The following is a 23,718-nucleotide window of genomic DNA, read 5'->3' as shown; positions in this document are numbered from 1 at the left end:
TCAGATGGTCAGCGCGGCGCGGGCGCAGGCGTGGGTCTGCTGCGCGTACCCGCCGCCGAACAACACGACGTGCGCCAGCAGCGGAAAGAGTTGGTGCAGGCCGGTGCGGTCGCGCCAGCCGGGCCGGAGCGGTCGCACTTCCTGGTAACCCGCGATGATCTCGTCGTAGTGCGCGCAGCCGAACAGGGCAAGCATCGCCAGGTCCGTCTCGCGGTGGCCGGCGTGTGCGGCCGGGTCGATGAGCACGACACCGTCGGGAGTCCACATCACGTTTCCGCTCCACAGGTCGCCGTGCAACCGGGCCGGCCGGTCGTCGTCGTCGAAATCGCCCGCACGGCAACGCTTCACGACGGAGTCGACGGCGTCGCGGGTGGCGGCATCGAGCCGAGGCGCCGCGAGTTCGGCCATCGGGCCCAGCCGTTCCTCGGCGTAGAACTCTCCCCAGGCGCGGTGCGGGCACAGCGACATCGGCAGGGGCCGCGACAGCGGGCCGAAGAAGCCCGGCCCGTCCCAGCCGTCCGGCCCGGCCCCGAACGCCGGGGCGCCGGCGTCGTGCGTGACGGCCAGCCGGCCGCCGAACGTGCGCGCGGCCTCGGGGGTCGGGCCCACCGATTCCAGGCGCCGCAGGGTCAGGCTGGCGTCGTCGACGGATACGACCCGCGCGCACGGCACGCCACCTTCGGCGGCGGAAAGCCATTGCAGCCCTGCGGCTTCCCACGCGAAGAAGCCGGCGGGCGCGGCGGGATTACGTTTGACGAAGTCGGTCACGCAGTGGCGTGGGCGGCGTGCACGTCGTCGGCCGGGCGGGCCTCGGTCTGCTCCTTGGCCCAGCGGTAGTCGGGTTTGCCCGCGGGCGATCGCTTGACCTCGTCGACCAGCCACAGGCTGCGCGGTACCTTGTAGCCCGCGATCTCGGAGCGTACGAAGCTGTCCAGGTCCGACAGCGCGGGCCGGGCGCCGGGCCGGGGCTGGACGACGGCGGCGACATGCTGCCCGTAGCGGGGGTCGGGCACGCCGACCACCAGGGCGTCGAAGACGTCGGGGTGACCCTTGAGTGCGGCCTCGACCTCCTCGGGGTAGATCTTCTCGCCGCCGCTGTTGATCGACACCGAGCCGCGGCCCAGCATCGTGACGGTGCCGTCCTCCTCGACGGTCGCCCAGTCGCCCGGGATGGCGTACCGCACGCCGTTGAAGGTCTTGAACGTCTCGGCGGTCTTCTTCTCGTCCTTGTAGTAACCGACGGGAATGTTGCCCTTCTTGGCGATGAAGCCGCGCACACCGGAGCCGGGCTTGACCTCGTTGCCCTCCTCGTCGAGCACGACGGTGCGGTGGTCGATCGTCACGCGCGGGCCGCCGCTGTGTGGGGCGTCCTTGGCGACGATGCTGGTGCCGCCGAATCCTGTCTCCGAAGATCCGATGGAGTCGGTGATCACCCGGTTGGGCAGCAGCTCGAGGAACTTCTCCTTGATGCTCGGCGAGAACAGCGCTGCGGTGGAGGCGAGCAGGAACAGCGACGAGAGGTCATACTCGTTGCCCTCGTCCTGGTGGGCCAGCAGCGCGTCGAGCAGCGGTCGCGCCATGGCGTCACCGGTGAAGAACAGCAGGTTCACCTTGTGGTCGTGGATCGTGCGCCACACCTCGTCGGCGTTGAATTCCGGTGCCAGCACGGTGGTTTGCCCCGAAAAGATCGACATCCAGGTGGCCGACTGCGTGGCGCCGTGGATCATCGGTGGAATCGGGTGACGCACCATCGGCGGGTTGGCCGCCGCGGCCTTCGCCAGGTCGTATTCGTCCTCGACGAATTCGCCTGTGGCGAAGTCGGTTCCACCGAACAGCACCCGGTAGATGTCCTCGTGGCGCCACATCACGCCCTTCGGGAAGCCGGTGGTGCCCCCGGTGTAGAGCAGGTAGATGTCGTCGGCGCTGCGCTCGCCGAAGTCGCGCTCGGGTGAGCTCTGCGCGATCGCCGAGTAGAACTCGACGCCGCCGTAGCGGCCGAAGTCGTTGTCGCTGCCGTCCTCGACGACCAGGATCGTCTTGACGTTGGGCGTATCGGGCAACACGTTGGCCACCCGGTCGGAGTACTGGCGCTCGTGCACCAGCGCGACCATGTCGGAGTTCTCGAACAGGTAGCGCAGCTCGCCCTCGACGTAGCGGTAGTTGATGTTCACCAGGATGGCGCCCGCTTTGACGATGCCGAGCATCGCGATGACGATCTCGATGCGGTTGCGGCAATACAGACCGACCTTGTCGTCCTTTTTCACCCCCTGCTCCATCAGGTAGTGAGCCAGGCGGTTGGCCTTCTCCTCCAGCTGGGCGTAGGTCAGCTTCTCGTCGCCGCAGATCAGGGCGACACGGTCGGGCACAGCGTCGATGGCGTGCTCTGCAAGGTCGGCAATATTCAGGGCCACGGCCACCAAATTAGAACGTGTTACATTTCGAGGCAAGCTCGTGCCCATTGTCGAGGGAAAGGCGGTAGCCGTGACCGTGGAGAATGCCGGAACCCCAGCAAACACCGAAAACGGGGCAACCGGCCCGGATGCGCTGGTGGAACAGCGTGGTCACACCCTCATCGTGACCATGAATCGGCCGCACCGCCGCAACGCTTTGAGCACCGAAATGATGGAAATCATGGTCCAGGCCTGGGACCGTGTCGACAACGACGACGACATCCGCGTCTGCATCCTGACCGGCGCCGGTGGCTACTTCTGCGCGGGCATGGACCTCAAGGCGGCGACCCAGAAGCCGCCGGGCGACTCGTTCAAGGACGGCAGCTACGACCCGTCGCGAATCGACGCTCTGCTCAAGGGTCGCCGGCTCAAGAAGCCGCTGATCGCCGCCGTCGAGGGCCCGGCGATCGCGGGGGGAACCGAGATCCTGCAGGGCACCGACATCCGGGTCGCCGGCGAGAGCGCCAAATTCGGTATCTCCGAGGCCAAATGGAGCCTGTACCCGATGGGCGGTTCCGCCGTCCGCCTGGTGCGCCAGATCCCCTACACCGTGGCCTGCGACCTGCTGCTGACCGGACGGCACATCACCGCCGCCGAAGCCAAGGACATGGGCCTGATCGGCCACGTAGTGCCCGACGGGCAGGCGCTGACCAAGGCGCTCGAGATCGCGGAGGTCATCGAAAACAACGGACCCCTGGCCGTACAGGCGATCCTCAAGACCATCCGCGAGACCGAGGGGATGCACGAGGAAGAGGCCTTCAAGCCCGACACCGCCAACGGCATCCCGGTGTTCCTTTCCGAGGACTCCAAGGAAGGCCCCCGGGCGTTCGCCGAGAAGCGCAAGCCCAACTTCAAAAACCGCTAGCCCCCTCTTCGCCGAGCGTGAACTCATGGCGGCTTTTCGGCCATTTCGTCGCCGTGACGTCACGTTCGGCGACGTTGTCGGTCCTGCGCGCCACACTGCTTGCGTGCGCGAACCCTTCATCGGCAGCGAGGCGCTCGCAACCGGCGCTCTGACGCGGCACCGGCTGCGCAGCCGATTCGTCGCCGTGCACCCCGACGTCTACGTCGCCCCCGGCACTGAACTGACCGCCACAACGCGCGCATGCGCGGCGTGGCTGTGGTCGCGGCGCCGAGGCATCGTCGCCGGGCGCTCCGCCGCGGCGCTGCACGGGGCCAAATGGGTCGACCACCAAGCGCCGGCACAATTGCTCTACGAACACCGCCGTCCGCCGCCCGGTATCAACACCTGGTCGGACTCGTTGTCGCACAACGAAGTCCGGTCGATCGGCGATATGCTCGCAACTTCCGCGGCGCGTACGGCGTTCGATATCGCCTGCCGCAATCCCGTCGGCAAAGCCGTCGCGGCTCTCGACGCGTTGGTGAGGGCGACGAATCTCGACATCGCCGAAGCCCAGCTGCTCGCTGACCGCTACACGGGACATCGAAATGTCCGTCGTGCCCGCCGCGCGCTGACCATGGTCGACGCGGGGGCCGAGTCGCCACGCGAGACGTGGTTGCGATTGCTGCTCATCGACGCCGGTTATCCCTGCCCGCGGACGCAGATTCCGGTCCACGGCCACTACGGCGAGCTCGTCGCGGTCCTCGATATGGGCTGGGAGGACATCAAACTGGCCGTCGAGTACGAGGGCGACCACCACCGATCCGATCGACGGCAATTCAATCGAGACATCGCGCGATTGGAGTCGCTGACGGAGCTCGGGTGGATCGTCATCCGGGTGACCGCCGAAGACACGGCCGGCGGCATTCTCGCTCGGGTATCGGCGGCTTGGAAGCGCCGAACGTGAACTCAGGACGAGAAATCAGCGAAAAACTCGCCGTGAGTGCACGCTCGGCGCAAAGCCAATCAGCTCAGCAGCGGGGCGCTCGGGGTGAACACCACCGGCATCGCTTCCAGTCCGCTGACGAAGTTCGCCGGCCGCAGCGGCAGGGTCGAGTCGTCGTCGGCCAGTCGCAGATCCGGCAGCCGCTTGAGCACCCGCTCGGTCATCATCGACAACTCCAGGCGGGCCAGCTGGTTCCCCAGGCAGAAGTGGGTGCCGAAGCCGAAAGCCATGTGGCTGTTCGGGTTACGGCTGATGTCGAAGTTGTCCGGCTCGTCGAACACCGACTCGTCGAAGTTGCCCGACTCGAACAGCAGCATGATCTTTTCGCCCTCACGCAGTGAGGTGCCGTGGAATTCGGTGTCGGCGGTCAGGGTTCGGCACATGTTCTTCACCGGCGATGTCCAGCGCAGCATCTCCTCGATAGCGCCGGGAAGCAGCGACGGGTCACGCACCAGCGCATCCCACTGGTCGCGGTGGCGCACCAGCTGCTCGGTGCCCCCACTCAATGTGTGACGGGTGGTTTCGTCGCCGCCGATGAGGATGAGCAGTGTCTCCATGACGATCTCGTCGTCGGACATCCGCTGGCCCTCCACCTCGGCGTTCACCAAGATGGAGAACAGGTCGTCATTGGGCTCGGCTCGCCGCTTGGTGATGATGGCGGAAGTGAATTCGGTGTACGCGGCGAATGCGGCCATCACCGCCTGGGCTGTCTCCGACTCCGGGTCGATGTGCGAGCTCAGCCCGCAGACCAGGTCGTCCGACCATTTCAACAGCATGCCGCGTTCGGAGGGCAGCACGCCCAGCATGTCGCCGATCACCGCCATCGGCAGCGGGGCGGCGATGTCGCGGACGAAGTCACACTCGCCGCGCTCGCACACCGCGTCGATCAGGGTGTCGCACAACCTGGCGATCGACGGTTCCTTTTCCTTCACCCGCTTGCGGGTGAAACCGGCGTTGACGAGTTTGCGCCGCAACAGATGTGCGGGGTCGTCCATGTCGATCATGTAGGGCATGCCGGGCTGCTCGGGACGGATGCCACCGGTGCTGGAGAACAGTTCCGGATTGCGTTCGGCGTCAAGGATGGCTTGATAAGTGGTGGCACCGGCCAGCCCATTGCGATCACGAAACACCGGCTGGTTGGCCCGCATCCAGCGATAGGCCTCCCGCGAGGTGCGACGGTCGGCGTAAAAATTGCCGTCGGTCAGGTCGATGTTCGAGATTGCTTCCGGGATGGTCGAAGTCATGAAATCTCCTGTGCGTCGCCGAACGTCATTTGTACTGGGTCAGCAGAACTGGACAGCATCGCGCGCTTCGGAAGGCCCAGCGACGCCAACTCTTTCGCATAGGGGTGGTCGCCGAGCCGGACGCGTACCCCGCCGAATCTGGTGCGCACGCCGTCCAGCGTGGAGTCGAAGGCGGTCTCCCATGTGACACCGTCGCGGTGCGAGTAACTCCGCTGCGCTTGCGTGCGCGGGGTGAGCCGAAATGGCAGTCCGCGGCCGAATTCCATGCCGACCACCAATTGCCCGTCGACTGTGCAGTCGAAGCCGAACCGACGGCCTTCCCGAACGGTGAAGTCCGCCATCACTTTCGGGTAGCCCCAGATCTTCGTTCCAGCTTCCAGCGTGAACGCCTGGTCGACGGGCAGGTGGTGGATGAAGGCGCCCGCCGACTGCAGGGCTCGTGGCCCACTCGCCGTCGACCCGGGCGGATTGACCATCACGGTGGTGCCGAATTCGTTGTACTGGTCAAGGTCGCCGTCGATGTACTGCATCAACATCAGGACCACGATCGCCCGGCCTGGCAGGTAACGACAGACCTGCAGGCCGCTGTAGTCGATCATCTGCTGCGCGGCGTCCGCGTCGACAGAGAACATCGCCATGTGCTGGGTCGCCTTGCGGATCTGCACCGGCATGGTGAGCACCCTGCCCGCGATGGTGTGCTGCGAAGCTGTCATCCGGACAATCTAGAACGCGTTCTAAGTCTCTTGCAAGAAAATTAGAACGTGTTCTCGTTTGTTGCGCCCGGGCGTCAGATCAGCGTCGCCAGCTCGCGGACCTGCTCTGTACTGCGGCCCGACACCACCATCATGGTGACGCCGGCGGCCTCCCAGGCCTTGATCTGCTTACGCACGTAGTCGAGGTCGCCGACGATCGCGGCGTCATCGATCACCTCGTCGGGGATGATTTCCGCGGCCTTTTCCTTGCGTCCACTGCGGAACAGCTTCGTCACGTCGTCGACCACCTCGGCGTAGCCCATCCGGCGGTAGACGTCGGCGTGGAAGTTGGTGTCCTCGGCACCCATGCCGCCCATGTAGAGCGCGATGTAGGGCTTCATGGCCGCGAACGCGGCGCTGCGGTCCTCGGTGATGACGATGTTGGCCGTCGCGCAGATCTCGAAGTCCTCCCGGCTGCGGCGCGCCCCCGGGCGGGCGAATCCCTCGTCCAGCCACTCGTTGTAGGTGTCGGCCATGCGCGGCGTGTAGAAGATCGGCAGCCAGCCGTCGCAGATCTCGGCGGCCAGCGCGACGTTTTTGGGTCCCTCGGCGCCGAGCATGATCGGGATGTCGGCCCGCAATGGATGGGTGATCGGCTTGAGGGGCTTGCCCAGACCCGTCGCCGGTCCCCGGACCCCGTCCTGCAAAGGCAGCGGATAGTGCGGGCCGGCGCTGGTCACCGGCGCCTCCCGCGCCCACACCTGCCGGATGATGTCGATGTATTCCCGGGTGCGGGCCAGCGGTTTGGGGAACGACTGGCCGTACCAGCCCTCGACCACCTGCGGGCCGGAGACGCCGAGGCCGAGGACGTGGCGTCCGCCGGAGAGGTGGTCGAGCGTCAACGCGGCCATCGCGCAGGCGGTCGGCGTGCGGGCAGACAGCTGGACCACCGAGGTGCCCAGCCGCACCCGGGATGTCGACGAGCCCAGCCAGGCCAGCGGTGTGTAGGCGTCCGAGCCCCAGGCCTCGGCGGTGAAGACGGCGTCGTATCCGGCCTCCTCGGCGGCGGCGACGAGTTCGCCATGGTTCTGGGGCGGCTGAGCGCCCCAATATCCCAGCTGCAATCCCAGCTTCATCGTCTTCCCTTCCGGATAGCAGACCCGATGTTGAATCCGTTCTTAGAACCTGTTCTACTCGATGGCGTGACAGCCAGTTCGAGTAGCCCGCCCCTGATGGATCACCCTGAGCCACCGCTCGCCGCGCCACTGACGTTGTCCTTCGACTACACCCGTTCGGTCGGCCCCACGCTGGGCAAGTTCTTCACCGCACTGCGTGACCGCCACGTCCTGGGTGTGCGCGGATCCGATGGCCGGGTGCACGTGCCGCCGGCGGAGTATGACCCGGTCACCTATGAGCCGCTGGGCGAGATGGTACCGGTGTCCAGTGTCGGCACCGTCGTCTCGTGGACCTGGCAGCCCGAGCCCATGGAGGGCCAGCCGCTGGACAGGCCGTTCGCCTGGGCGCTGATCAAGCTGGACGGCGCCGACACCCCGCTGATCCACGCGGTGGACGCGGGCGAGCCGAAGAACATCAAGACCGGCACCCGGGTACATGTGCGCTGGGCCGACGAGCCGGTAGGCGCCATCACCGACATCGCGTATTTCGAGCTCGGTGAGGAAGCCGAGGCCGTGACGGAGCACTCGGAGGGCGACAAAGACCCGGTGACCATGGTCGTCACGCCCGTGTCGCTGACGATTCAGCACAGCGCCTCACACGAGGAGAGCGCCTACCTGCGGGCCATCGCGCAGGGCAAGCTGCTCGGCGCGAAGACGGGCGAGAACGGCAAGGTCTACTTCCCGCCGCACGGCGCCGACCCCGCCACCGGCCAGCCGACGACCGAGTTCATCGAATTGCCGGACAAGGGCACCGTCACGACGTTCGCGATCATCAACATCCCGTTCCAGGGTCAGCGCATCAAGCCCCCGTACGTGGCGGCCTACGTGCTGCTCGACGGTTCCGACATCCCGTTCCTCCATCTGGTCGCCGACATCGACGCCCACGAGGTGCGGATGGGCATGCGCGTCGAGGCGGTGTGGAAACCCCGCGAGGAGTGGGGATTTGGGATCGACAACATCGAGTACTTCCGGCCGACCGGGGAACCCGACGCCGACTACGACACCTACAAGCACCACCTGTAAAGGGCTTAAGAACACATGAGCGCTCGCAACGTCGCGGTAGTCGGCTTTGCCCACGCACCGCACGTCCGCCGCACCGACGGCACCACCAACGGTGTCGAAATGTTGATCCCGTGCTTCGCCCAGCTGTACGAGGAGCTGGGCATCAGCCGGACCGACATCGGCTTCTGGTGCTCCGGATCATCTGATTACCTTGCCGGACGGGCATTTTCGTTCATCTCGGCGATCGACTCGATCGGCGCCGTTCCGCCGATCAACGAATCACACGTCGAGATGGACGCGGCCTGGGCGCTTTACGAGGCCTACATCAAGATCCTGACCGGCGAGGTCGACACCGCGCTGGTGTACGGCTTCGGCAAGTCCTCGGCGGGCATCCTGCGTCAGATCCTGACGCGGCAGACCGACCCCTACACCGTCGCGCCGTTGTGGCCGGATTCGATCTCGATGGCCGGGCTGCAGGCGCGCATCGGGCTCGACACCGGCAAGTGGACCGAGGAGCAGATGGCGCGCGTGGCCTTCGACTCCTTCGCCAACGCGCGCCGGGTGGACAACGTGGAGGGGTCGATCAGCGTGGCCGAGTTGCTCGAGCGGCCCTTCTTCGCCGACCCGCTGCGCCGCCACGACATCGCCCCGATCACCGACGGCGCCGCGGCCATCGTGCTCGCGGCCGGCGACCGGGCGCGCGAGCTGCGCGAAAACCCGGCCTGGATCACCGGAATCGAGCATCGCATCGAAACGCCGGTGCTGGGCGCGCGGGACCTCACCGAGTCCCCGTCGACCAAGGCCGCCGCCCAGGTGGCCACCGGCGGGCGGACCGACAACCTCGACGTTGCCGAGATCTGCGCGCCGTTCACCCACCAACACCTGATCATCGCGGAAGCCATCCGGATACCGGGACCGACCAAGGTCAACCCGTCCGGCGGCGCGCTGGCGGCCAATCCCATGTTCGTCGCCGGTCTCGAACGCATCGGCTTTGCGGCACAACACATCTGGAACGGTTCTGCTGAGCGGGTGCTGGCGCACGCCACCAGCGGGCCTGCGCTACAACAGAACCTGGTCGCGGTGATGGAAGGAAAGAACTGATGGCCGGTGCAGGGCCAAACGTTGCTGCGGTACTAGGTACCGGACAAACGAAGTACGTCGCCAAGCGCCAAGACGTTTCGATGAACGGCATGGTGCGCGAGGCCATCGACCGGGCGCTGGCCGATTCCGGTTCCACCTTCGACGACATCGACGCCGTCGTGGTCGGCAAGGCGCCGGACTTCTTCGAGGGCGTCATGATGCCCGAGCTGTTCATGGCCGACGCCATGGGCGCCACGGGTAAGCCGCTGATCCGGGTGCACACCGCCGGATCGGTCGGCGGTTCTACCGGCGTGGTTGCCGCCAGCCTGGTCCAGTCCGGCAAGTACCGGCGCGTGCTCGCGATGGCCTGGGAGAAGCAGTCGGAGTCAAACGCCATGTGGGCGTTGTCGATTCCCATCCCGTTCATCAAGCCGGTGGGCGCCGGCGCGGGCGGCTACTTCGCCCCGCACGTGCGCTCCTACATCCGCCGGACCGGCGCGCCGACGAACATCGGCGCCATGGTCGCGGTCAAGGACCGGCTCAACGGCGTCAAGAACCCGCTGGCACATCTGCACCAACCCGACATCACCGTCGAGAAGGTGATGGCCTCGCCCATGCTGTGGGATCCGATCCGTTACGACGAGACCTGCCCGTCGTCCGACGGCGCCGCCGCCGTCGTAATCGGCAACGAGGAGGCCGCCGAAGCCCGCCTGGCGCAAGGACATCCGGTGGCGTGGATCCACGCCACCGCGTTGCGCACCGAGCCGCTGCAGTTCGCCGGACGCGACCAGGTCAGCCCGCAGGCCGGCCGTGACGCCGCCGCGGCACTATGGAAGGCCGCCGGCATCGAGAGCCCGATCGACGAGATCGACGCCGCGGAGATCTATGTCCCGTTCTCCTGGTTCGAACCGATGTGGTTGGAAAACCTCGGGTTTGCCGCCGCGGGCGAAGGCTGGAAGCTCACCGAAGCGGGCGAAACCAAGATCGGCGGTCGGCTGCCGGTGAACCCGTCCGGCGGGGTGCTGTCGTCGAACCCGATCGGCGCGTCGGGCCTGATTCGCTTCGCCGAAGCGGCCATTCAAGTAATGGGCAAGGGCGGCGACCACCAGGTTCCCAACGCGCGAAAGGCCCTGGGACACGCCTACGGCGGTGGCTCCCAGTACTACTCGATGTGGGTGGTCGGTGCTGACAAGCCCGCGGCCCAGCAGGTCTCGTGAGCCCGCCGACGACGATGCAGTGGGGGTACCGCCCGCTTGCGGGGGACGCAGCGATGAGGAGCGGCGCCGTTGAGTGAGCATCCCGCGCACGAGGCCGGCCGCCGCTCCCGCGAGGCGGTGGCGGCCCGGGACAAGGACGCCTGGCTGGCGGTATTCGCCGACGACGCCATCGTCGAGGACCCGATCGGGCCCTCGGTGTTCGACCCCGAAGGCCTCGGCCACCGGGGCCGTGACGCCATCGCGGCCTTCTGGGACAAGGCCATCGCCCCCACCAGCAAGATCGAGTTCTTCTTCCGCGACACCTACCAGTGCGGCAACGAAGAAGCCAACGTCGGGCACATCCTCATCACGACGGGTGAGTACCAGACGACAGCCGAGGGCGTTTTCACCTACCGGGTCGACGCCGAGGGCAAGATGGTGGCCCTGCGCGCCTACTGGGAGATGGAACGCGCCGCGGCCAACACGCGCAAAGTCTAGAGCGGCTCCAGCCCGGCCAGATGCCGCTGGGCGAGGTCGCGGTAGGCCTGCGGGTTCACCTTGACCCACATCTCGGCGCCGGTCCCGGCGACAGGGCCCTTGATCTGCGCCGGCGCTCCGACGGCAAGCATCCCGGCCGGGATCTGGGTGCCCGCCGTCACCAGTGAGTGCGCGGCCACCAGGCTGCGCGCCCCGATCACCGCACCGTCCAGAACGGTGGCGTGGTTCGCGATCAGCGCCTCCTGGCCGACGTGCACCCCGTGAATCAGGCACAGATGCGCGACCGTCGCACCGGGACCGATGTCGACCGGGATGCCGGGTGGCGCGTGCAACACCGATCCGTCCTGGACGTTGGCGCCCTCGCGCACCACGATCGGCCCGTAGTCGCCGCGCAACACGGCGTTGAACCAGACCGAGGCCCCCGCCTCCACCACGACATCGCCGATCAGAGTGGCCGTCGGGGCCACGAAAGCGGTGGGATCGACCCGTGGCGCGCGGCCCTCGAACGCAAACAGCGGCATCGTTTAGATATACCGCAGCGCGCATATGCCATGGCCAGGCTCGCCGTCGTTGCGCGCGCCCGCTGCAAAACTGTAACGTGTTCTAGTTAGAGGCCCAGCGAGTTGGAGGTGACAGGTGAGTACCGACACCAAGGCGGTCGGCATCCGGGAGATCGATCCCGGCGCCTTGCCGACCAGATACGCCCGCGGCTGGCACTGCCTGGGCGTTGCGAAGGACTTCCAGGACGGAAAGCCGCACTCGATCGAGGCGTTCGGCACCAAGCTGGTGGTTTTCGCCGACTCGCAGGGCGACATCAAGGTGCTCGACGGCTACTGCCGCCACATGGGCGGCGACCTCTCCGAGGGCACCATCAAGGGCGACGAGGTCGCCTGCCCGTTCCACGACTGGCGCTGGGGCGGCGACGGCCGCTGCAAGCTGGTCCCGTACGCCAAGCGCACACCCAAGACGGCGCGGACCCGGTCGTGGACGACCGACGTGCGCGGCGGCCTGCTGTTCGTCTGGCACGACCACGAGAACAATCCGCCGGACCCCGCCGTGCGCATCCCGGACATCCCGGAATCCCACAGCGACGAGTGGACCGAGTGGCGGTGGAACAGCATCCTCATCGAGGGCTCCAACTGCCGCGACATCATCGACAACGTCACCGACATGGCGCACTTCTTCTACATCCATTTCGGGTTGCCGACGTACTTCAAGAACGTGTTCGAGGGCCACATCGCCTCGCAGTACCTGCACAACGTGGGCCGGCCCGACGTCAACGACCTCGGCACGTCTTACGGTGAGGCGCACCTGGATTCGGAGGCGTCCTATTTCGGGCCGTCGTTCATGATCAACTGGCTGCACAATAGCTACGGCGGTTACAAGGCCGAGTCGATCCTGATCAACTGCCACTACCCGGTGACCCAGAACTCGTTCATGCTGCAGTGGGGTGTCATCGTCGAAAAGCCCAAGGGCATGGACGAAAAGATGACCGACAAGCTGTCGAGGGTGTTCACCGAGGGCGTCAGCAAGGGCTTCCTGCAGGACGTCGAGATCTGGAAGCACAAGACCCGCATCGACAATCCGCTGCTGGTCGAAGAGGACGGCGCGGTCTATCAGTTGCGTCGTTGGTACCAGCAGTTCTACGTCGACGTCGCCGACATCGAGCCGGAGATGGTGGAGCGCTTCGAGATCGAGGTCGACACGACCCGAGCCAATGAGTACTGGAATGCCGAGGTGGAGCAGAACCTCAAGGCCAAGGACTCCGAGGCGGACGAGCCCGCCACCGACGACGTGCCGGCCAACCAACACTAGGAATCATGAGCGAGGATCAGCCGGCGGTACCTGACGTCGATCAGCTCGCGCGGTCGATGTTGTTGCTGCACGGCGATCATCACGACCACGACGAGCATCGAGCCGGCCCCGAACGCAAGGGTGGGTCCTGGTCGAAATCAAGGGATTTCACCGACGATCCGCAGCGCGCCGCTGCGGTCGCCGAGGCCAGTCGGGCCGACCGCGAGCGCTACCTCAACTCGGGTCTGTTGCCGGTCGACTGCCGGTTCTGCCACGTGCGGGTCACCGTTCGAAGGCTCGGGCCCGGACACACCGCGGTGCAATGGAACACCGAGGCGTGGCAGCGGTGTGCGCACTTCACCGAGGTGCGTGCGTCCGGGGGCGACACCGCGCGCACGAGGTCGTGCCCCAAACTCGGTGACAGCATCGAGCATGCGGTCGCCGAGGGCTATCTGGACCTCGACGACGAGCCGGACGACGACTGAGCGGACGTCAACTCCGGGCCCTGCCCGCGGTTATGAACGGGCCGCCGCTCCGGCATTGGTGTATTGCCCACCTTCGAGCGACAACGCCGGCGCGACAGCGCGATTCGCGAATGTTGTCGCTGCGAGGCGGGCAAAACGCGCACCCATAAATCCGGAAACTATTGTGGCGCCTGTGATTTAAAGGCCCGCGAAGCGCTCCTTGACGGCCTCGGTGCTGAGTCCATAGTCGGCCAGCGAATAAGTGTGCTTCGGCGCACGCTCGCCGGCCTGGCTGTCGGCGTGAGTCTTCTCCATGGCGGCCTTGGCCTCATCGGTCAGCGTCAGGCCGAAGTGACGGTAGATGTCGGCCACGGTGCCCATCGGGTCGGTGATCAATTCCTTGTAGTCGACGTCGTAGAACTGCGACGGACTGTATCTGGCTCGCGCGGTGTTGAACCGCTCCAGTCCCCGCGACCAGGTTTCCATTGCATCAGCGCCGATTTGAGCCCCGGTGAACGACGTCGACCACCCCTCCGCGGTGTGCTGCGCCAGCGAGCACATCGAGGCCATGATCGTTTCGACCGGACGATGAGTCTGGATCACCAACGCGTCGGGATAGGTCGCCATCAACGCGTCCAACGCGAACAGGTGGCTGGGATTCTTCAGCACCCAGCGTTTGTCGGCGTCGTTGAGCCCGATCAGCTGAAGGTTGCGGCGGTGCCGCTGATATGACGGCGTCCAGTCCTGCTCCGAGAGCCACTGGGCGTAACTGGGCAGGTGCGCCAGCGTTTCGTAGGACACCGAATGCAGCGACTGCCGCAGCAGCTGCCAGCACTCCTCCAGCTCGTAGGCGGCCATGAAGTGCAGCCCGGTGTAGCCGGGGTTTTCCTGGTGGTGCTGGGTGAACTGCGCGTCGAGCTGGCGATACAGCGGGTGCGATTCCCACGTCTCGCGCGGTGGCCGCGGTTGCGGAAATTCGGCGAGCCACATGTGCAGGCCCTGATGCGCGGGATCGGCGCCCAGGAGCCGGTGCAGCGCCGTGGTTCCGGTGCGTACCAGGCCGGTGACGAAGATGGGCCGTTCGATGACGACGTCGGCGTATTGCGGGTACTGCTTCCACGCCGATTCGGAGAGCAATCGCGCGACCAGCGCTCCGCGCAGGAAGAAGCGATTCATCTTGCTGCCCAACACCGTAAGCCCGGCCTCGGTCCGGTAGGAGTCCAGCAGGACGCGCAGCGCTTCGCGGTAATTGTCGTCGTCAGCGCCGAAGTCGTCGAGCCCGGTCAGCTTGGTGGCCGACGCGTGCAGCTCGTCGACGGTGCCGATATCGGTGCGGTCGGACATCAGACGTGGTACTCCCCGCAGTTGACGTCCAGGGTCTGCCCGGTGATGCCGCTGGACAGATCGCTGGACAGGAACAGAATGGCCGATGCCACCTCGTCCTCGGTGGGCAAGCGCTTCAAATCGGAGTTCGCCGCGGTGGCCGCATAGATCTCGTCGACTGTCGTGCCGTACTTGCCCGCCTGGTGCTCGAAGTACGCCTGCAATGTGTCGCCCCAGATATACCCCGGCGCAACGGAATTGACCCGGATGCCCTTGTCACCGAGCTCGGTGGCCAGCGATTGGGACATGGAGAGCAGCGCGGACTTCGCCATCTTGTACGCGCCGTATTTCGCCTGCGAGTGGCGCAGCACCATGGAGTTGACGTTGACGATCGATCCGTGCGTCGCCTCCAACGCCGGCGTGAAGGCCTGGATCAGCCGCAGCGCGCCCAGCGCACTGAGCTCGATCGCGTCCCGGATGTGCTGAAAGCTGGTGCCGGCCAACGGCTTCATGGACGGCACCCGGAACGCGTTGTTGATCAGCACGTCGACCTTGCCGTAGGTGGCCATAGTGGTCTCGACCAAGTAGGCGACTTCGTCGTCGTCGGTGATGTCGGTGCGGACCGCCACGGCCTTGCGGCCGGAGTCGTTGATCCGCTTGGCAACCTCGTCCAGCCGTTCGACGGTACGGGCCGCCAGCACCAGGTCGGCACCGTTGTCGGCACATCGGTGTGCCAGCGTGGTACCGAGACCCGGGCCGACGCCGCTGATGATCACTACCTTGTCGTTGAGCATCCCTGACACCGTCACCCCAGCATCCTTGCCGCAATTTGTTGTTGGCGCAGCGCGATTCGCGCGCGCCACTCGTCCTCGGAAATCTTGTTGTGCTCGAAGTAGGGCAGCGTGGTCGCTATGGCGTCGACGTCGACCAGCTCGACGGAGGGGCCGTCGGCTTCGGTGAGTTGACGCGACACCCGCTGCCAGCGGAACTGCAGGATGCCCTTGCGATGGCCGAGGGTTTCGACCCAGTTGGTCACGCCCGGGTTCTGGTCGGCGACGACGATGCGCACCTTGCCGTCCGGATCCGCCTGGGCCTGAGTGTTGTTCAGCGACGTCTGGTGGTTGATGTAGTCCAGCGAGATGTACCACAGGCTGCCCAACTGGAAACCGAGGTAGGGCGCGTCGGTGGCCGGGATGGTGATCACCAGCGCCTGGTCGGGCCGCATCTCGTAGTGGCCCACCGACGAATACTGGGTCGCCAGTCCACCCGGCGTGAGCCGGGGCGCGACCATCGTGTTCACCGGAATGTTGAAGTAGAACCACTGCGGGAACTGCAGCCACGTCTTCACCCGGTTAACCAGTTGCTTTCCGGCTGTGGCATAACGCTTTTCGATGATTTCGCGGCTCAATGGGGGCGGCGCGGTGCCCGCGGTGTCCAGGCGCGAGATGGAAAGCGTGCCGCGCTGCGCCGCCCAGTCGCCGTACACCTCGCGGATGACCAGTTGCCCGGGACTCGTCGGCCGTACCCGCCACTCGAAGCTGCCGTCGGGTGCGATCTGCAGTTCCCGGTCGTCGAACGCGGCCTGGCTGACCGGGACGTTGTCGTCGGTGTATTCCCCGCCCAGCAGCTGGAAGCTCAGGTCGGTGGTGGTGCCGCGCCGGCCGGTGACCACGTAATCGTGGTTGGCGTGCACCCTCGTGCCGAAGTAGAGCGTGTCGGGGTTGTCCAGGCCCATCTTGGTGAACGGCCCGGTGCCCGATTGCAGGAAGGGATGGTCGCGGTCGTAGTCGAACGACAGGTGCAGACAGCCGGCGATGCAGCCGGCCAGGTACTGCAGCCCTTCCAGCAGGTCGGCTTCGGTCTCGATGTGAGGCGCCGCGGCCACCAGCTTCTCGGACTCGGCGATGGCTTCGATGAGGGAATCAGAGAACACGCCTAGACGCTAGAACGTGTTCTACTTTTTCGTCAATGGCGAACGTTCCCGCGCGTCGGCCGCGGCGTTCACGGACGACGCAGACTCACTACGGAGGGCAGGAGTGGGAAAGGTCGATCAGGTGCTGGCGCACGTCGGGATGCCGATTGAGGTAGTCGATGACGTTGCCGTTGCCGCCTTCGGCCTGAGACCTCTGCTGCAATTGCTGGTGGAGGTCCGGGTGCTTCTGCAGGTACGCATCGATGGATGCACCCACGTCCTGGTTGCACTGCGCGCTGGCCGTGCCGGCCAAGGGCACCGCGATCACCGCAGCGGCGGCAGCGGTCATCAATCCCCCGGCGAGCAGGCCGTACAGCCCACGACGCCGAGCGCCGACTGTGTTGGATGTGCTCATGTGCGCCAGGCTACTCGCGGCACCTTAGCGTGGCCTGTGCGTGCAGGCGAGAGACGGATCAGCGCGACGCCGCGGCGCCGCTCTCTTGCTCGCGCTTGATCTCGAGCGCGATGTCGATGAGCTGGTCTTCCTGGCCACCGATGAGTTTGCGCTGCCCGGCGCGGTGCAGCAGCTGGTGGGCCGGCACACCGTAGCGCTCGGACTGGCGGATGGCGTGCTTGAGGAAGCTCGAGTACACCCCGGAATACCCCATGATCAACGCATTGCGGTCGAGCAGGCACTCGGCGGGCATCGCCGGGGCGACCACCTCTTCGGCCGCGTCGGCGATGTCAAAGAAGTCGATCCCGGTCTTCACGCCGATCTTGTCGAACACCCCGATCAGCGCCTCGACGGGCGCGTTGCCCGCCCCGGCGCCGAACCGGCGGCAGGAGCCGTCGATCTGCTTGGCGCCCGCCCGGACCGCCTCCACACTGTTGGCCACCCCGAGCCCCAGGTTCTCGTGGCCGTGAAAGCCGACCTGGGCGTCGTCGCCGAGCTCGGCGACCAGCGCCGCCACCCGGTCCCGCACGCCCTCGAGGACCAGCGCTCCGGCCGAATCGACCACGTAGACGCACTGGCAGCCGGCGTCGGCCATGATGCGGGCCTGCGCCGCCAGCTTCTCGGGCGCAATGGTGTGGCTCATCATCAGGAACCCGACGGTTTCCAGGCCGAGCTCGCGGGCCAGGCCGAAGTGCTGGATCGACACGTCGGCCTCGGTGCAGTGCGTGGCGATCCGGCAGATCGAGCCGCCGTTGTTCTGGGCCTCTTTGATGTCTTCCTTGGTGCCGACGCCGGGCAGCATCAAGAAGGCGATCTTCGCCTCCTTGGCGGTCTGGGCCGCGAGCTTGATCAGCTCCTGCTCGGGGGTCTTGGAGAACCCGTAGTTGAAGCTCGAGCCGCCCAGGCCGTCGCCGTGGGTGACCTCGATGACGGGCACTCCGGCGGCGTCCAGAGCGGCCACGATCGCGCCGACCTCGTCGGTGGTGAACTGGTGACGCTTGTGGTGGGAGCCGTCCCGCAGCGACGTATCGGTCATCCGGACGTCCCAGACCGGGTTGAAGAAGACTTCACTCATGGCGCCACTTCTCCTCATCGCTTCGTCCCCCGCAAGCGGGCGGTATCCCCACTGCATCGTCGTCGGCACGGGTCATGATTGCGCTCCTCCGGCCGTCGCGCTCAAGGACTCCTTGGCGATCTCCTCGCCGACCTTCGTGGCCGCGGCGGTCATGATGTCGAGATTTCCAGCGTAAGGCGGCAGATAGTCGCCCGCACCCTCCACTTCGACGAATGTGGTGACCAGCGCCTGCCCACCCGAGTTGATCGACGGGTCGTCGAACTGGGGCTCGTTGAGCAGCCGGTAACCCGGCACATAGGTCTGCACCTCAGCCACCACGTCGTGAATCGACTTGGCGATCGCGTCGCGGTCGGCGTCCTCCGGGATGGCGCAGAAAATGGTGTCGCGCATGATCATCGGCGGGTCGGCCGGGTTCAGGATGATGATCGCCTTGCCGCGCTTGGCTCCGCCGATCGTCTCTACGCCCCTGCTGGTGGTCTTGGTGAACTCGTCGATATTGGCGCGGGTGCCGGGACCGGCCGAGAGTGAGGCGACCGAGGCGACGATCTCGGCGTAGGGCACGCCGCCGATGTCGGCGACGGCACGCGACACCGCGTACACGATCGGGATGGTTGCCTGCCCACCGCAGGTGATCATGTTGACGTTCGGTGCGTCCAGGTGCTGGCGCAGGTTGGCCGGCGGGATCACCGCCGGGCCCACGGCGGCCGGCGTCAGATCGATCGCGCGGATCCCGGCGGCCTCGTACTTGGGTGCGGCGTCGCGGTGCACGTAGGCGCTGGTCGCTTCGAACACCAGGTCGGGCTTCTCCGGCTGCGCCAACAACCAGTCCACACCCTCGTGGGTGGTCTCCAAACCCAGCTTTCGGGCCCGGGCCAAGCCCTCGCTCTCCGGGTCGATGCCGACCATCCAGCGGGGTTCCAGCCAATCCGATCGCAGCAGCTTGTAAAGCAGGTCAGTGCTGATGTTCCCCGACCCGACAATGGCCACAGTCGCCTTAGTCGGCATGATGCTCCTCGAGCTTTGAGGTTTAGTTAGATGATTTAAATTCGAGCCTATTCGAACGACAGGCGGACCGAACCGAGGCCCGCAAAATCGGCGACGAAGTCGTCGCCGGGGTGCACGTCGATCGCCCGCGTGCACGACCCGGGCAGCACCACGTCACCCTTGCGCAACCGGACGCCGAAGCTCTCCACCTTGCGCGCCAACCAGGCCACCGCGGTGACCGGATTGCCCAGCACCGCGTCACTACGTCCCTTGGCGATCACCTCATTGTTGCAAGTCAGCACCGCGTCGATCTTCGTCACGTCGAGCTCGGCCGGCGAGACCCGCGCCTGACCCAGTACGTAACCCGCCGAAGACGCGTTGTCGGCGATGGTGTCGCACAACCCGATCTTCCAGTCGGTGATCCTGGTGTCGATCAACTCGATCGACGGGACCAGCGCCTCGGTGGCCGCCAGCACGTCGTCCTCGGTGCAGCCGGCGCCGGGCAGATCGGCGGACAGGATGAACCCGACCTCTACCTCCACCCGCGGGTACAGGTAGCGGTTCGTCTTGACCGGAGTGTCCTCGAACAGCTGCATCTCGTCGAGCAGATGGCCGTAATCCGGCTCGTCGACCCCCATCATCTGCTGCATCGCCTCGCTGGACAGGCCGACCTTGTGGCCCAGCACCCGGGCTCCTTCGGCGACCCTCTGGCGGATGTTGATCAGCTGAATCTCATAGGCGTCGACGACGTCGATCTCCGGATAGGTGGCGGTCAGCGGGGTTATCGGCTCGCCGCTGCGCTCGGCTTGCGCCAAGTCGGCGGCCAGCTCGTCGCGCATGGCAACACTGAGCATCTCTCCAAGTCTCCTCGTCGCTCGACCGGGCCAGTAGCGGCCGCCCCGGGCAATTCTATAACGTGTTCTACATGTCAGCGCAGGAGTACGACGTCGTCGTGGTCGGAAGCGGCGGAGCCGGCATGGTGGCCGCCCTTACCGCCGCTCACCGGGGTCTTTCCACCATAGTCATCGAGAAGGCCCCCCACTTCGGCGGCTCCACCGCACGCTCAGGAGGCGGCGTTTGGATCCCAAATAACGAAGTGCTCAAGCGTGACGGGGTCCGCGATACCGCCGAGGCCGCCCGCACTTATCTGCACGGGATCATCGGAGACGTCGTCGAGCCCGAGCGCATCGATACCTACCTCGAGCGCGGCCCCGAGATGCTGTCGTTCGTCCTCAAGCACACTCCGCTGAAGATGTGCTGGGTCCCGCGCTACTCCGACTACTACCCCGAGTCGCCGGGCGGCCGCGCGGAGGGCCGATCGATCGAGCCGAAGCCGTTCAACGCCCGCAAGCTCGGCGCCGACGAATCCGGCCTGGAGCCGGCGTACGGCAAGGTCCCGCTGAACGTCGTGGTGATGCAACAGGATTACGTGCGGCTGAACCAGCTCAAGCGGCACCCCCGCGGCGTGGCGCGCAGCCTGAAGGTCGGGGCACGCACCATGTGGGCCAAGGCGAGCGGCAAGAACCTCGTCGGCATGGGCCGGGCATTGATCGGTCCGCTGCGCATCGGATTGCAGCGAGCCGGGGTGCCGGTAGTGCTCAACACCGCGCTCACCGACCTCTACGTCGAAGACGGCGTCGTGCGCGGCGTCTACGCGCGCGGCACCGGCGACGCCGAATCCAGTGAGCCCCAGCTGATCCGGGCCCGCCGTGGCGTGATCCTGGCGTCGGGCGGGTTCGAGCACAACGAGCAGATGCGGGTGAAATACCAGCGCGCACCGATCACCACCGAGTGGACCGTGGGCGCGGTCGCCAACACCGGCGACGGAATCCTGGCGGGCGAAAAGCTCGGCGCCGCACTGGACATCATGGAAGACGCGTGGTGGGGTCCGACCGTCCCGCTGGTGGGTGCGCCCTGGTTCGCGTTGTCCGAGCGCAACTCGCCCGGATCGATCATCGTCAACATGTCGGGCAGGCGGTTCATGAACGAATCGATGCCTTACGTCGAAGCCTGCCATCACATGTATGGCGGCCAATACGGTCAGGGACCCGGCCCGGGCGAAAACATTCCCGCGTGGCTGGTGTTCGACCAGCAGTACCGGGACCGCTACATCTTCGCGGGATTGCAGCCCGGACAACGTATTCCGCGTAAGTGGCTGGAGTCCGGGGTCATCATCCAGGCCGACACGCTGGCCGAGCTGGCGCAGCAGGCCGGCCTCCCACCGGGCGAACTCGCCGCGACGGTCCAACGTTTCAACGGGTTCGCGCGCTCCGGCGTCGACGAGGACTACAAGCGCGGCGAGAGCGCGTACGACAGGTACTACGGCGACCCGACCAACAAGCCGAACCCCAACCTCGGCGAGATCAGTCATGCGCCCTACTACGCGGCCAAGATGGTGCCCGGCGACCTGGGGACCAAGGGTGGCATCCGCACCGATGTCCACGGCCGCGCGCTGCGCGACGACGGCAGTATCATCGAAGGCCTTTACGCCGCAGGCAATGTCAGTGCTCCGGTGATGGGCCACACGTACCCCGGTCCGGGTGGCACCATCGGTCCGGCCATGACATTCGGCTACCTGGCGGCGTTGCACATCGCGGAGGAAAGCTGAGATGCCGATCGACGTAGAAGTCGCGCTGAATGCCGAGCTGGATCCCATCGAATTCTCCTGGGCCAGTAGCGATGTGCAGCTCTACCACCTGGGACTGGGTGCGGGCGCCGATCCGATGGACCCGCGCGAGCTGCGCTACCTGATCGACGACACCCCGCAGGTGCTGCCGACATTCGGCAACGTGGCCGCCACCTTCCATGCCACGAAACCGCCGACGGTCAAGTTCCCCGGCATCGACATCGAGCTGGGCAAGGTGCTGCACGCCAGCGAGCGCGTCGAAGCGCCCGCTCCGCTGCCGCCGTCGGGCTCGGCCAAGGCCGTCACCCGGTTCACGGACATCTGGGACAAGGGCAAGGCCGCGGTGATCTGGAGCGAGACGACGGTGACCGCGCCGGATGGCACGCTGCTGTGGACGCAGCGCCGGTCCATCTTCGCCCGCGGCGAAGGCGGATTCGGCGGCGAGCGTGGCGCCTCGACCTCGGACGGCGCGCCGGATCGTGCTCCCGATCTCGAGGTCGACGTGCCGATCCTGCCGCAACAGGCACTGCTCTACCGGCTGTGCGGCGACCGCAACCCGCTGCACTCCGATCCCGAATTCGCCGCCGCCGCAGGGTTTTCGCAGCCCATTCTGCACGGACTGTGCACGTACGGCATGACCTGCAAGGCGATCACCGATGCGCTGCTCGACGGTGATGCCGGCGCGGTCGCGGCCTACGGCGCGCGTTTCGCCGGGGTGGCGTTCCCCGGTGAAACGCTCAAGGTCGGCATCTGGAAGGACTCGACGTCTTCTGAAGGCCGCTTCCTGGCCAGCGTTGTCGCGCCCTCGCGCGACAACGCCGTCGTGCTGTCGGGCGTCGAACTGGTCCCTGCGTAGCTTTCGCGCCGAACGTCCAGCCTTCTCGCGCCGAGCCTTCTCGCGCCGAGCCTTCTCGCGCCGAGCTTCCAGCCTTCTCGCGCCGAGCGTGAAGTTAGTTTCACGTTCGGCTACGAGCGTGAAAGCAGTTTCACGCTCGGCGGGCGCGAGCCGCGCGCACCCGACGGACGATTCCGGCCGGCCTGTCGCCTGCGAGCACCCTCACTACGATCCAGCCGCGACGCTCGATGTTCTCCAATCGCCGGACGTCCCAGCTGTACTGCCAGCGATCGCTGCGGTGATGTTCACCGTCATACTCGACCGCTACTTTGACGTCCTCCCAACCCATATCCAAATATGCGATCGCGCTGCCCAATTCGTCGAGCACGGGAATCTGGGTTTGCGGCCGCGGCAAGCCGGCCTCGATCAAGACAATCCGCAGCCACGACTCCTTCGGTGATTGCGCGCCGCTGTCGAATAGCGCTATGGCCTTGCGCGCCTGCACGATGCCTCGGCGGCGCGAGTACCTTTCCGCGAGTATCTCGACGTCGGCCGCCTTGATTCCGGTCGCGCGGGCCAACGCGTCCATTCCGGCAACCGCTGCATTCTTCGAATACCAGCATCCGATATCGAGGGCTGTCCTAGCTGCCGAGGTCAGCGGGATCTTTCCCATGACGACGATTTCGTCGTCCTCGATACGGTCGCCGTGCGCCCTGATCCCAGCCTGGAAGTGGCGGTTGTCGTGGATGAGGTCCACCACCGTCAAGTCGTCGACCCATTTGCTCCCGTGTAATGCTGCGGCGCCGAACCCGGCAACCACGCCCCTGCGTCCGGACCACAACCAGCCGGCCCTCGCTCGTAGCGCGGCGGTGACATCCGCATCCCGATCGACGTAGACGTCTCGGAACAGCCGGAGATAGCCAGTGCAGAGTTGGCCTCTGGTTAATACGCCTCGAGCAACGGCCTCACTCCCCAGGAACGGCTCAACCACGACGGCAGCGTCGCACGTGTCATTGCCGGCGTCACTTCACTCGTCGACTGTGAAGTTAGTTTCACGGTCGGCAGCG

General features: G+C 66.2%; 24 protein-coding genes and 1 pseudogene. 11 read left to right on the top strand and 14 right to left on the bottom strand.

All coding sequences use genetic code 11. From position 1 onward, the window contains the following. Both AC5Y4T_RS18450 and AC5Y4T_RS18445 read right to left on the bottom strand, forming a co-directional pair. Window positions 1-768 (bottom strand): fructosamine kinase family protein, encoded by a 768-nt coding sequence (locus AC5Y4T_RS18450; protein ID WP_499954719.1) that lies wholly within the window; start codon window positions 766-768, stop codon window positions 1-3. After that, the gene (locus tag AC5Y4T_RS18445; RefSeq protein ID WP_499916872.1) at window positions 765-2,417 is read right to left on the bottom strand and encodes an acyl-CoA synthetase; all 1,653 of its coding nucleotides are present in this window, start codon (window positions 2,415-2,417) and stop codon (window positions 765-767) included. The genes AC5Y4T_RS18450 and AC5Y4T_RS18445 overlap by 4 nt, the downstream gene beginning before the upstream one ends. A gap of 70 nt (window positions 2,418-2,487) precedes the next feature. Between AC5Y4T_RS18445 and AC5Y4T_RS18440 the strand changes: the two genes are divergently transcribed. Beyond that, window positions 2,488-3,315 carry a crotonase/enoyl-CoA hydratase family protein gene (locus AC5Y4T_RS18440; protein ID WP_499917626.1) on the top strand — a complete coding sequence of 276 codons (828 nt, stop codon included), beginning with the start codon at window positions 2,488-2,490 and terminating at the stop codon, window positions 3,313-3,315. Between the two features lie 103 nt (window positions 3,316-3,418). Then, entirely contained in the window at window positions 3,419-4,258 is an 840-nt protein-coding gene (locus AC5Y4T_RS18435; protein ID WP_499954717.1) for a hypothetical protein, read from the top strand. A 59-nt stretch (window positions 4,259-4,317) separates the two neighbouring features. On the opposite strand, the gene AC5Y4T_RS18430 is transcribed toward AC5Y4T_RS18435, so the two are convergent. The 3 genes from AC5Y4T_RS18430 to AC5Y4T_RS18420 form a co-directional block, all read right to left on the bottom strand. Then, complete coding sequence (locus AC5Y4T_RS18430) at window positions 4,318-5,541, bottom strand: cytochrome P450 (protein ID WP_499954715.1); 1,224 nt, start codon at window positions 5,539-5,541, stop codon at window positions 4,318-4,320. Beyond that, window positions 5,538-6,254, bottom strand: coding sequence for an acetoacetate decarboxylase family protein (locus AC5Y4T_RS18425; protein WP_499954713.1), 717 nt, complete (start codon window positions 6,252-6,254; stop codon window positions 5,538-5,540). The genes AC5Y4T_RS18430 and AC5Y4T_RS18425 overlap by 4 nt, the downstream gene beginning before the upstream one ends. Window positions 6,255-6,328: 74 nt before the next feature. Next, complete coding sequence (locus tag AC5Y4T_RS18420) at window positions 6,329-7,369, bottom strand: LLM class F420-dependent oxidoreductase (RefSeq protein ID WP_499954711.1); 1,041 nt, start codon at window positions 7,367-7,369, stop codon at window positions 6,329-6,331. A 66-nt stretch (window positions 7,370-7,435) separates the two neighbouring features. Here AC5Y4T_RS18420 and AC5Y4T_RS18415 point away from each other — a divergent pair, with 66 nt between their 5' ends. The 5 genes and pseudogenes from AC5Y4T_RS18415 (at window position 7,436) to AC5Y4T_RS18395 (ending at window position 11,184) form a co-directional block, all read left to right on the top strand. Beyond that, window positions 7,436-8,431: a Zn-ribbon domain-containing OB-fold protein gene (locus tag AC5Y4T_RS18415; protein ID WP_499947485.1), complete on the top strand. Its 996-nt coding sequence runs from the start codon at window positions 7,436-7,438 to the stop codon at window positions 8,429-8,431. A 15-nt stretch (window positions 8,432-8,446) separates the two neighbouring features. Continuing rightward, window positions 8,447-9,511 (top strand): thiolase family protein, encoded by a 1,065-nt coding sequence (locus AC5Y4T_RS18410; protein ID WP_499916886.1) that lies wholly within the window; start codon window positions 8,447-8,449, stop codon window positions 9,509-9,511. Beyond that, a complete protein-coding gene (locus AC5Y4T_RS18405; protein ID WP_499954709.1) occupies window positions 9,511-10,707 on the top strand; it encodes a thiolase family protein in 1,197 nt (398 codons plus the stop codon). The genes AC5Y4T_RS18410 and AC5Y4T_RS18405 overlap by 1 nt, the downstream gene beginning before the upstream one ends. Before the next feature lie 4 nt (window positions 10,708-10,711). Then, window positions 10,712-10,780: pseudogene (locus AC5Y4T_RS18400) on the top strand (16S rRNA (guanine(966)-N(2))-methyltransferase RsmD); the annotation flags it as partial. After that, window positions 10,777-11,184 (top strand): nuclear transport factor 2 family protein, encoded by a 408-nt coding sequence (locus tag AC5Y4T_RS18395; protein ID WP_499954707.1) that lies wholly within the window; start codon window positions 10,777-10,779, stop codon window positions 11,182-11,184. The pseudogene AC5Y4T_RS18400 and the gene AC5Y4T_RS18395, both read left to right, overlap by 4 nt. Here AC5Y4T_RS18395 and AC5Y4T_RS18390 read toward each other — a convergent pair. Continuing rightward, a complete protein-coding gene (locus AC5Y4T_RS18390) occupies window positions 11,181-11,705 on the bottom strand; it encodes a gamma carbonic anhydrase family protein (protein WP_499916893.1) in 525 nt (174 codons plus the stop codon). The two genes, AC5Y4T_RS18395 and AC5Y4T_RS18390, sit on opposite strands and share 4 nt — an antisense overlap. Window positions 11,706-11,820: 115 nt before the next feature. Here AC5Y4T_RS18390 and AC5Y4T_RS18385 point away from each other — a divergent pair, with 115 nt between their 5' ends. Together AC5Y4T_RS18385 and AC5Y4T_RS18380 are read left to right on the top strand one after the other, a co-directional pair. Further along, the gene (locus AC5Y4T_RS18385; RefSeq protein WP_499954705.1) at window positions 11,821-12,999 is read left to right on the top strand and encodes a 3-ketosteroid-9-alpha-monooxygenase, oxygenase component; all 1,179 of its coding nucleotides are present in this window, start codon (window positions 11,821-11,823) and stop codon (window positions 12,997-12,999) included. Window positions 13,000-13,004: 5 nt separating this feature from the next. Continuing rightward, a complete protein-coding gene (locus AC5Y4T_RS18380) occupies window positions 13,005-13,463 on the top strand; it encodes a hypothetical protein (RefSeq protein WP_499916897.1) in 459 nt (152 codons plus the stop codon). Window positions 13,464-13,640: 177 nt separating this feature from the next. Here the strand turns inward: AC5Y4T_RS18380 and AC5Y4T_RS18375 are convergent, their stop codons facing one another. From AC5Y4T_RS18375 to AC5Y4T_RS18345, 7 genes are all read right to left on the bottom strand, one after another. Beyond that, window positions 13,641-14,786 carry a sulfotransferase family protein gene (locus AC5Y4T_RS18375; RefSeq protein ID WP_499947480.1) on the bottom strand — a complete coding sequence of 382 codons (1,146 nt, stop codon included), beginning with the start codon at window positions 14,784-14,786 and terminating at the stop codon, window positions 13,641-13,643. Continuing rightward, window positions 14,786-15,568 (bottom strand): SDR family oxidoreductase, encoded by a 783-nt coding sequence (locus tag AC5Y4T_RS18370; RefSeq protein WP_499917627.1) that lies wholly within the window; start codon window positions 15,566-15,568, stop codon window positions 14,786-14,788. Before AC5Y4T_RS18370 ends, AC5Y4T_RS18375 begins: the two co-directional genes overlap by 1 nt. 2 nt (window positions 15,569-15,570) lie before the next feature. After that, window positions 15,571-16,698 carry a hypothetical protein gene (locus AC5Y4T_RS18365; RefSeq protein WP_499954703.1) on the bottom strand — a complete coding sequence of 376 codons (1,128 nt, stop codon included), beginning with the start codon at window positions 16,696-16,698 and terminating at the stop codon, window positions 15,571-15,573. Window positions 16,699-16,786: 88 nt separating this feature from the next. Next, window positions 16,787-17,092 carry a hypothetical protein gene (locus AC5Y4T_RS18360; RefSeq protein ID WP_499916903.1) on the bottom strand — a complete coding sequence of 102 codons (306 nt, stop codon included), beginning with the start codon at window positions 17,090-17,092 and terminating at the stop codon, window positions 16,787-16,789. Window positions 17,093-17,150: 58 nt separating this feature from the next. Beyond that, on the bottom strand, window positions 17,151-18,206 hold the full coding sequence (gene dmpG / locus AC5Y4T_RS18355; RefSeq protein ID WP_499916905.1) for a 4-hydroxy-2-oxovalerate aldolase: 1,056 nt from the start codon (window positions 18,204-18,206) through the stop codon (window positions 17,151-17,153). A 72-nt stretch (window positions 18,207-18,278) separates the two neighbouring features. Further along, the gene (locus tag AC5Y4T_RS18350) at window positions 18,279-19,211 is read right to left on the bottom strand and encodes an acetaldehyde dehydrogenase (acetylating) (RefSeq protein ID WP_499916907.1); all 933 of its coding nucleotides are present in this window, start codon (window positions 19,209-19,211) and stop codon (window positions 18,279-18,281) included. A gap of 47 nt (window positions 19,212-19,258) precedes the next feature. Beyond that, the gene (locus AC5Y4T_RS18345; protein ID WP_499954701.1) at window positions 19,259-20,044 is read right to left on the bottom strand and encodes a 2-keto-4-pentenoate hydratase; all 786 of its coding nucleotides are present in this window, start codon (window positions 20,042-20,044) and stop codon (window positions 19,259-19,261) included. A 71-nt stretch (window positions 20,045-20,115) separates the two neighbouring features. On the opposite strand from AC5Y4T_RS18345, the gene kstD reads away from it, so the two are divergent. Then, the gene (gene kstD, locus AC5Y4T_RS18340; RefSeq protein WP_499954699.1) at window positions 20,116-21,798 is read left to right on the top strand and encodes a 3-oxosteroid 1-dehydrogenase; all 1,683 of its coding nucleotides are present in this window, start codon (window positions 20,116-20,118) and stop codon (window positions 21,796-21,798) included. A gap of 1 nt (window position 21,799) precedes the next feature. Next, on the top strand, window positions 21,800-22,672 hold the full coding sequence (chsH3, locus tag AC5Y4T_RS18335) for an enoyl-CoA hydratase ChsH3 (protein ID WP_499954697.1): 873 nt from the start codon (window positions 21,800-21,802) through the stop codon (window positions 22,670-22,672). A gap of 130 nt (window positions 22,673-22,802) precedes the next feature. Here the strand turns inward: chsH3 and AC5Y4T_RS18330 are convergent, their stop codons facing one another. Further along, window positions 22,803-23,642, bottom strand: a complete 840-nt coding sequence (locus AC5Y4T_RS18330; RefSeq protein WP_499947475.1) for a putative endonuclease domain-containing protein — start codon at window positions 23,640-23,642, stop codon at window positions 22,803-22,805. Window positions 23,643-23,718 lie beyond the last annotated feature (76 nt).

The organism is Mycobacterium sp. NGS11, assembly GCF_059813315.1.
This window is presented reverse-complemented; position numbering and strand designations above follow the sequence as displayed.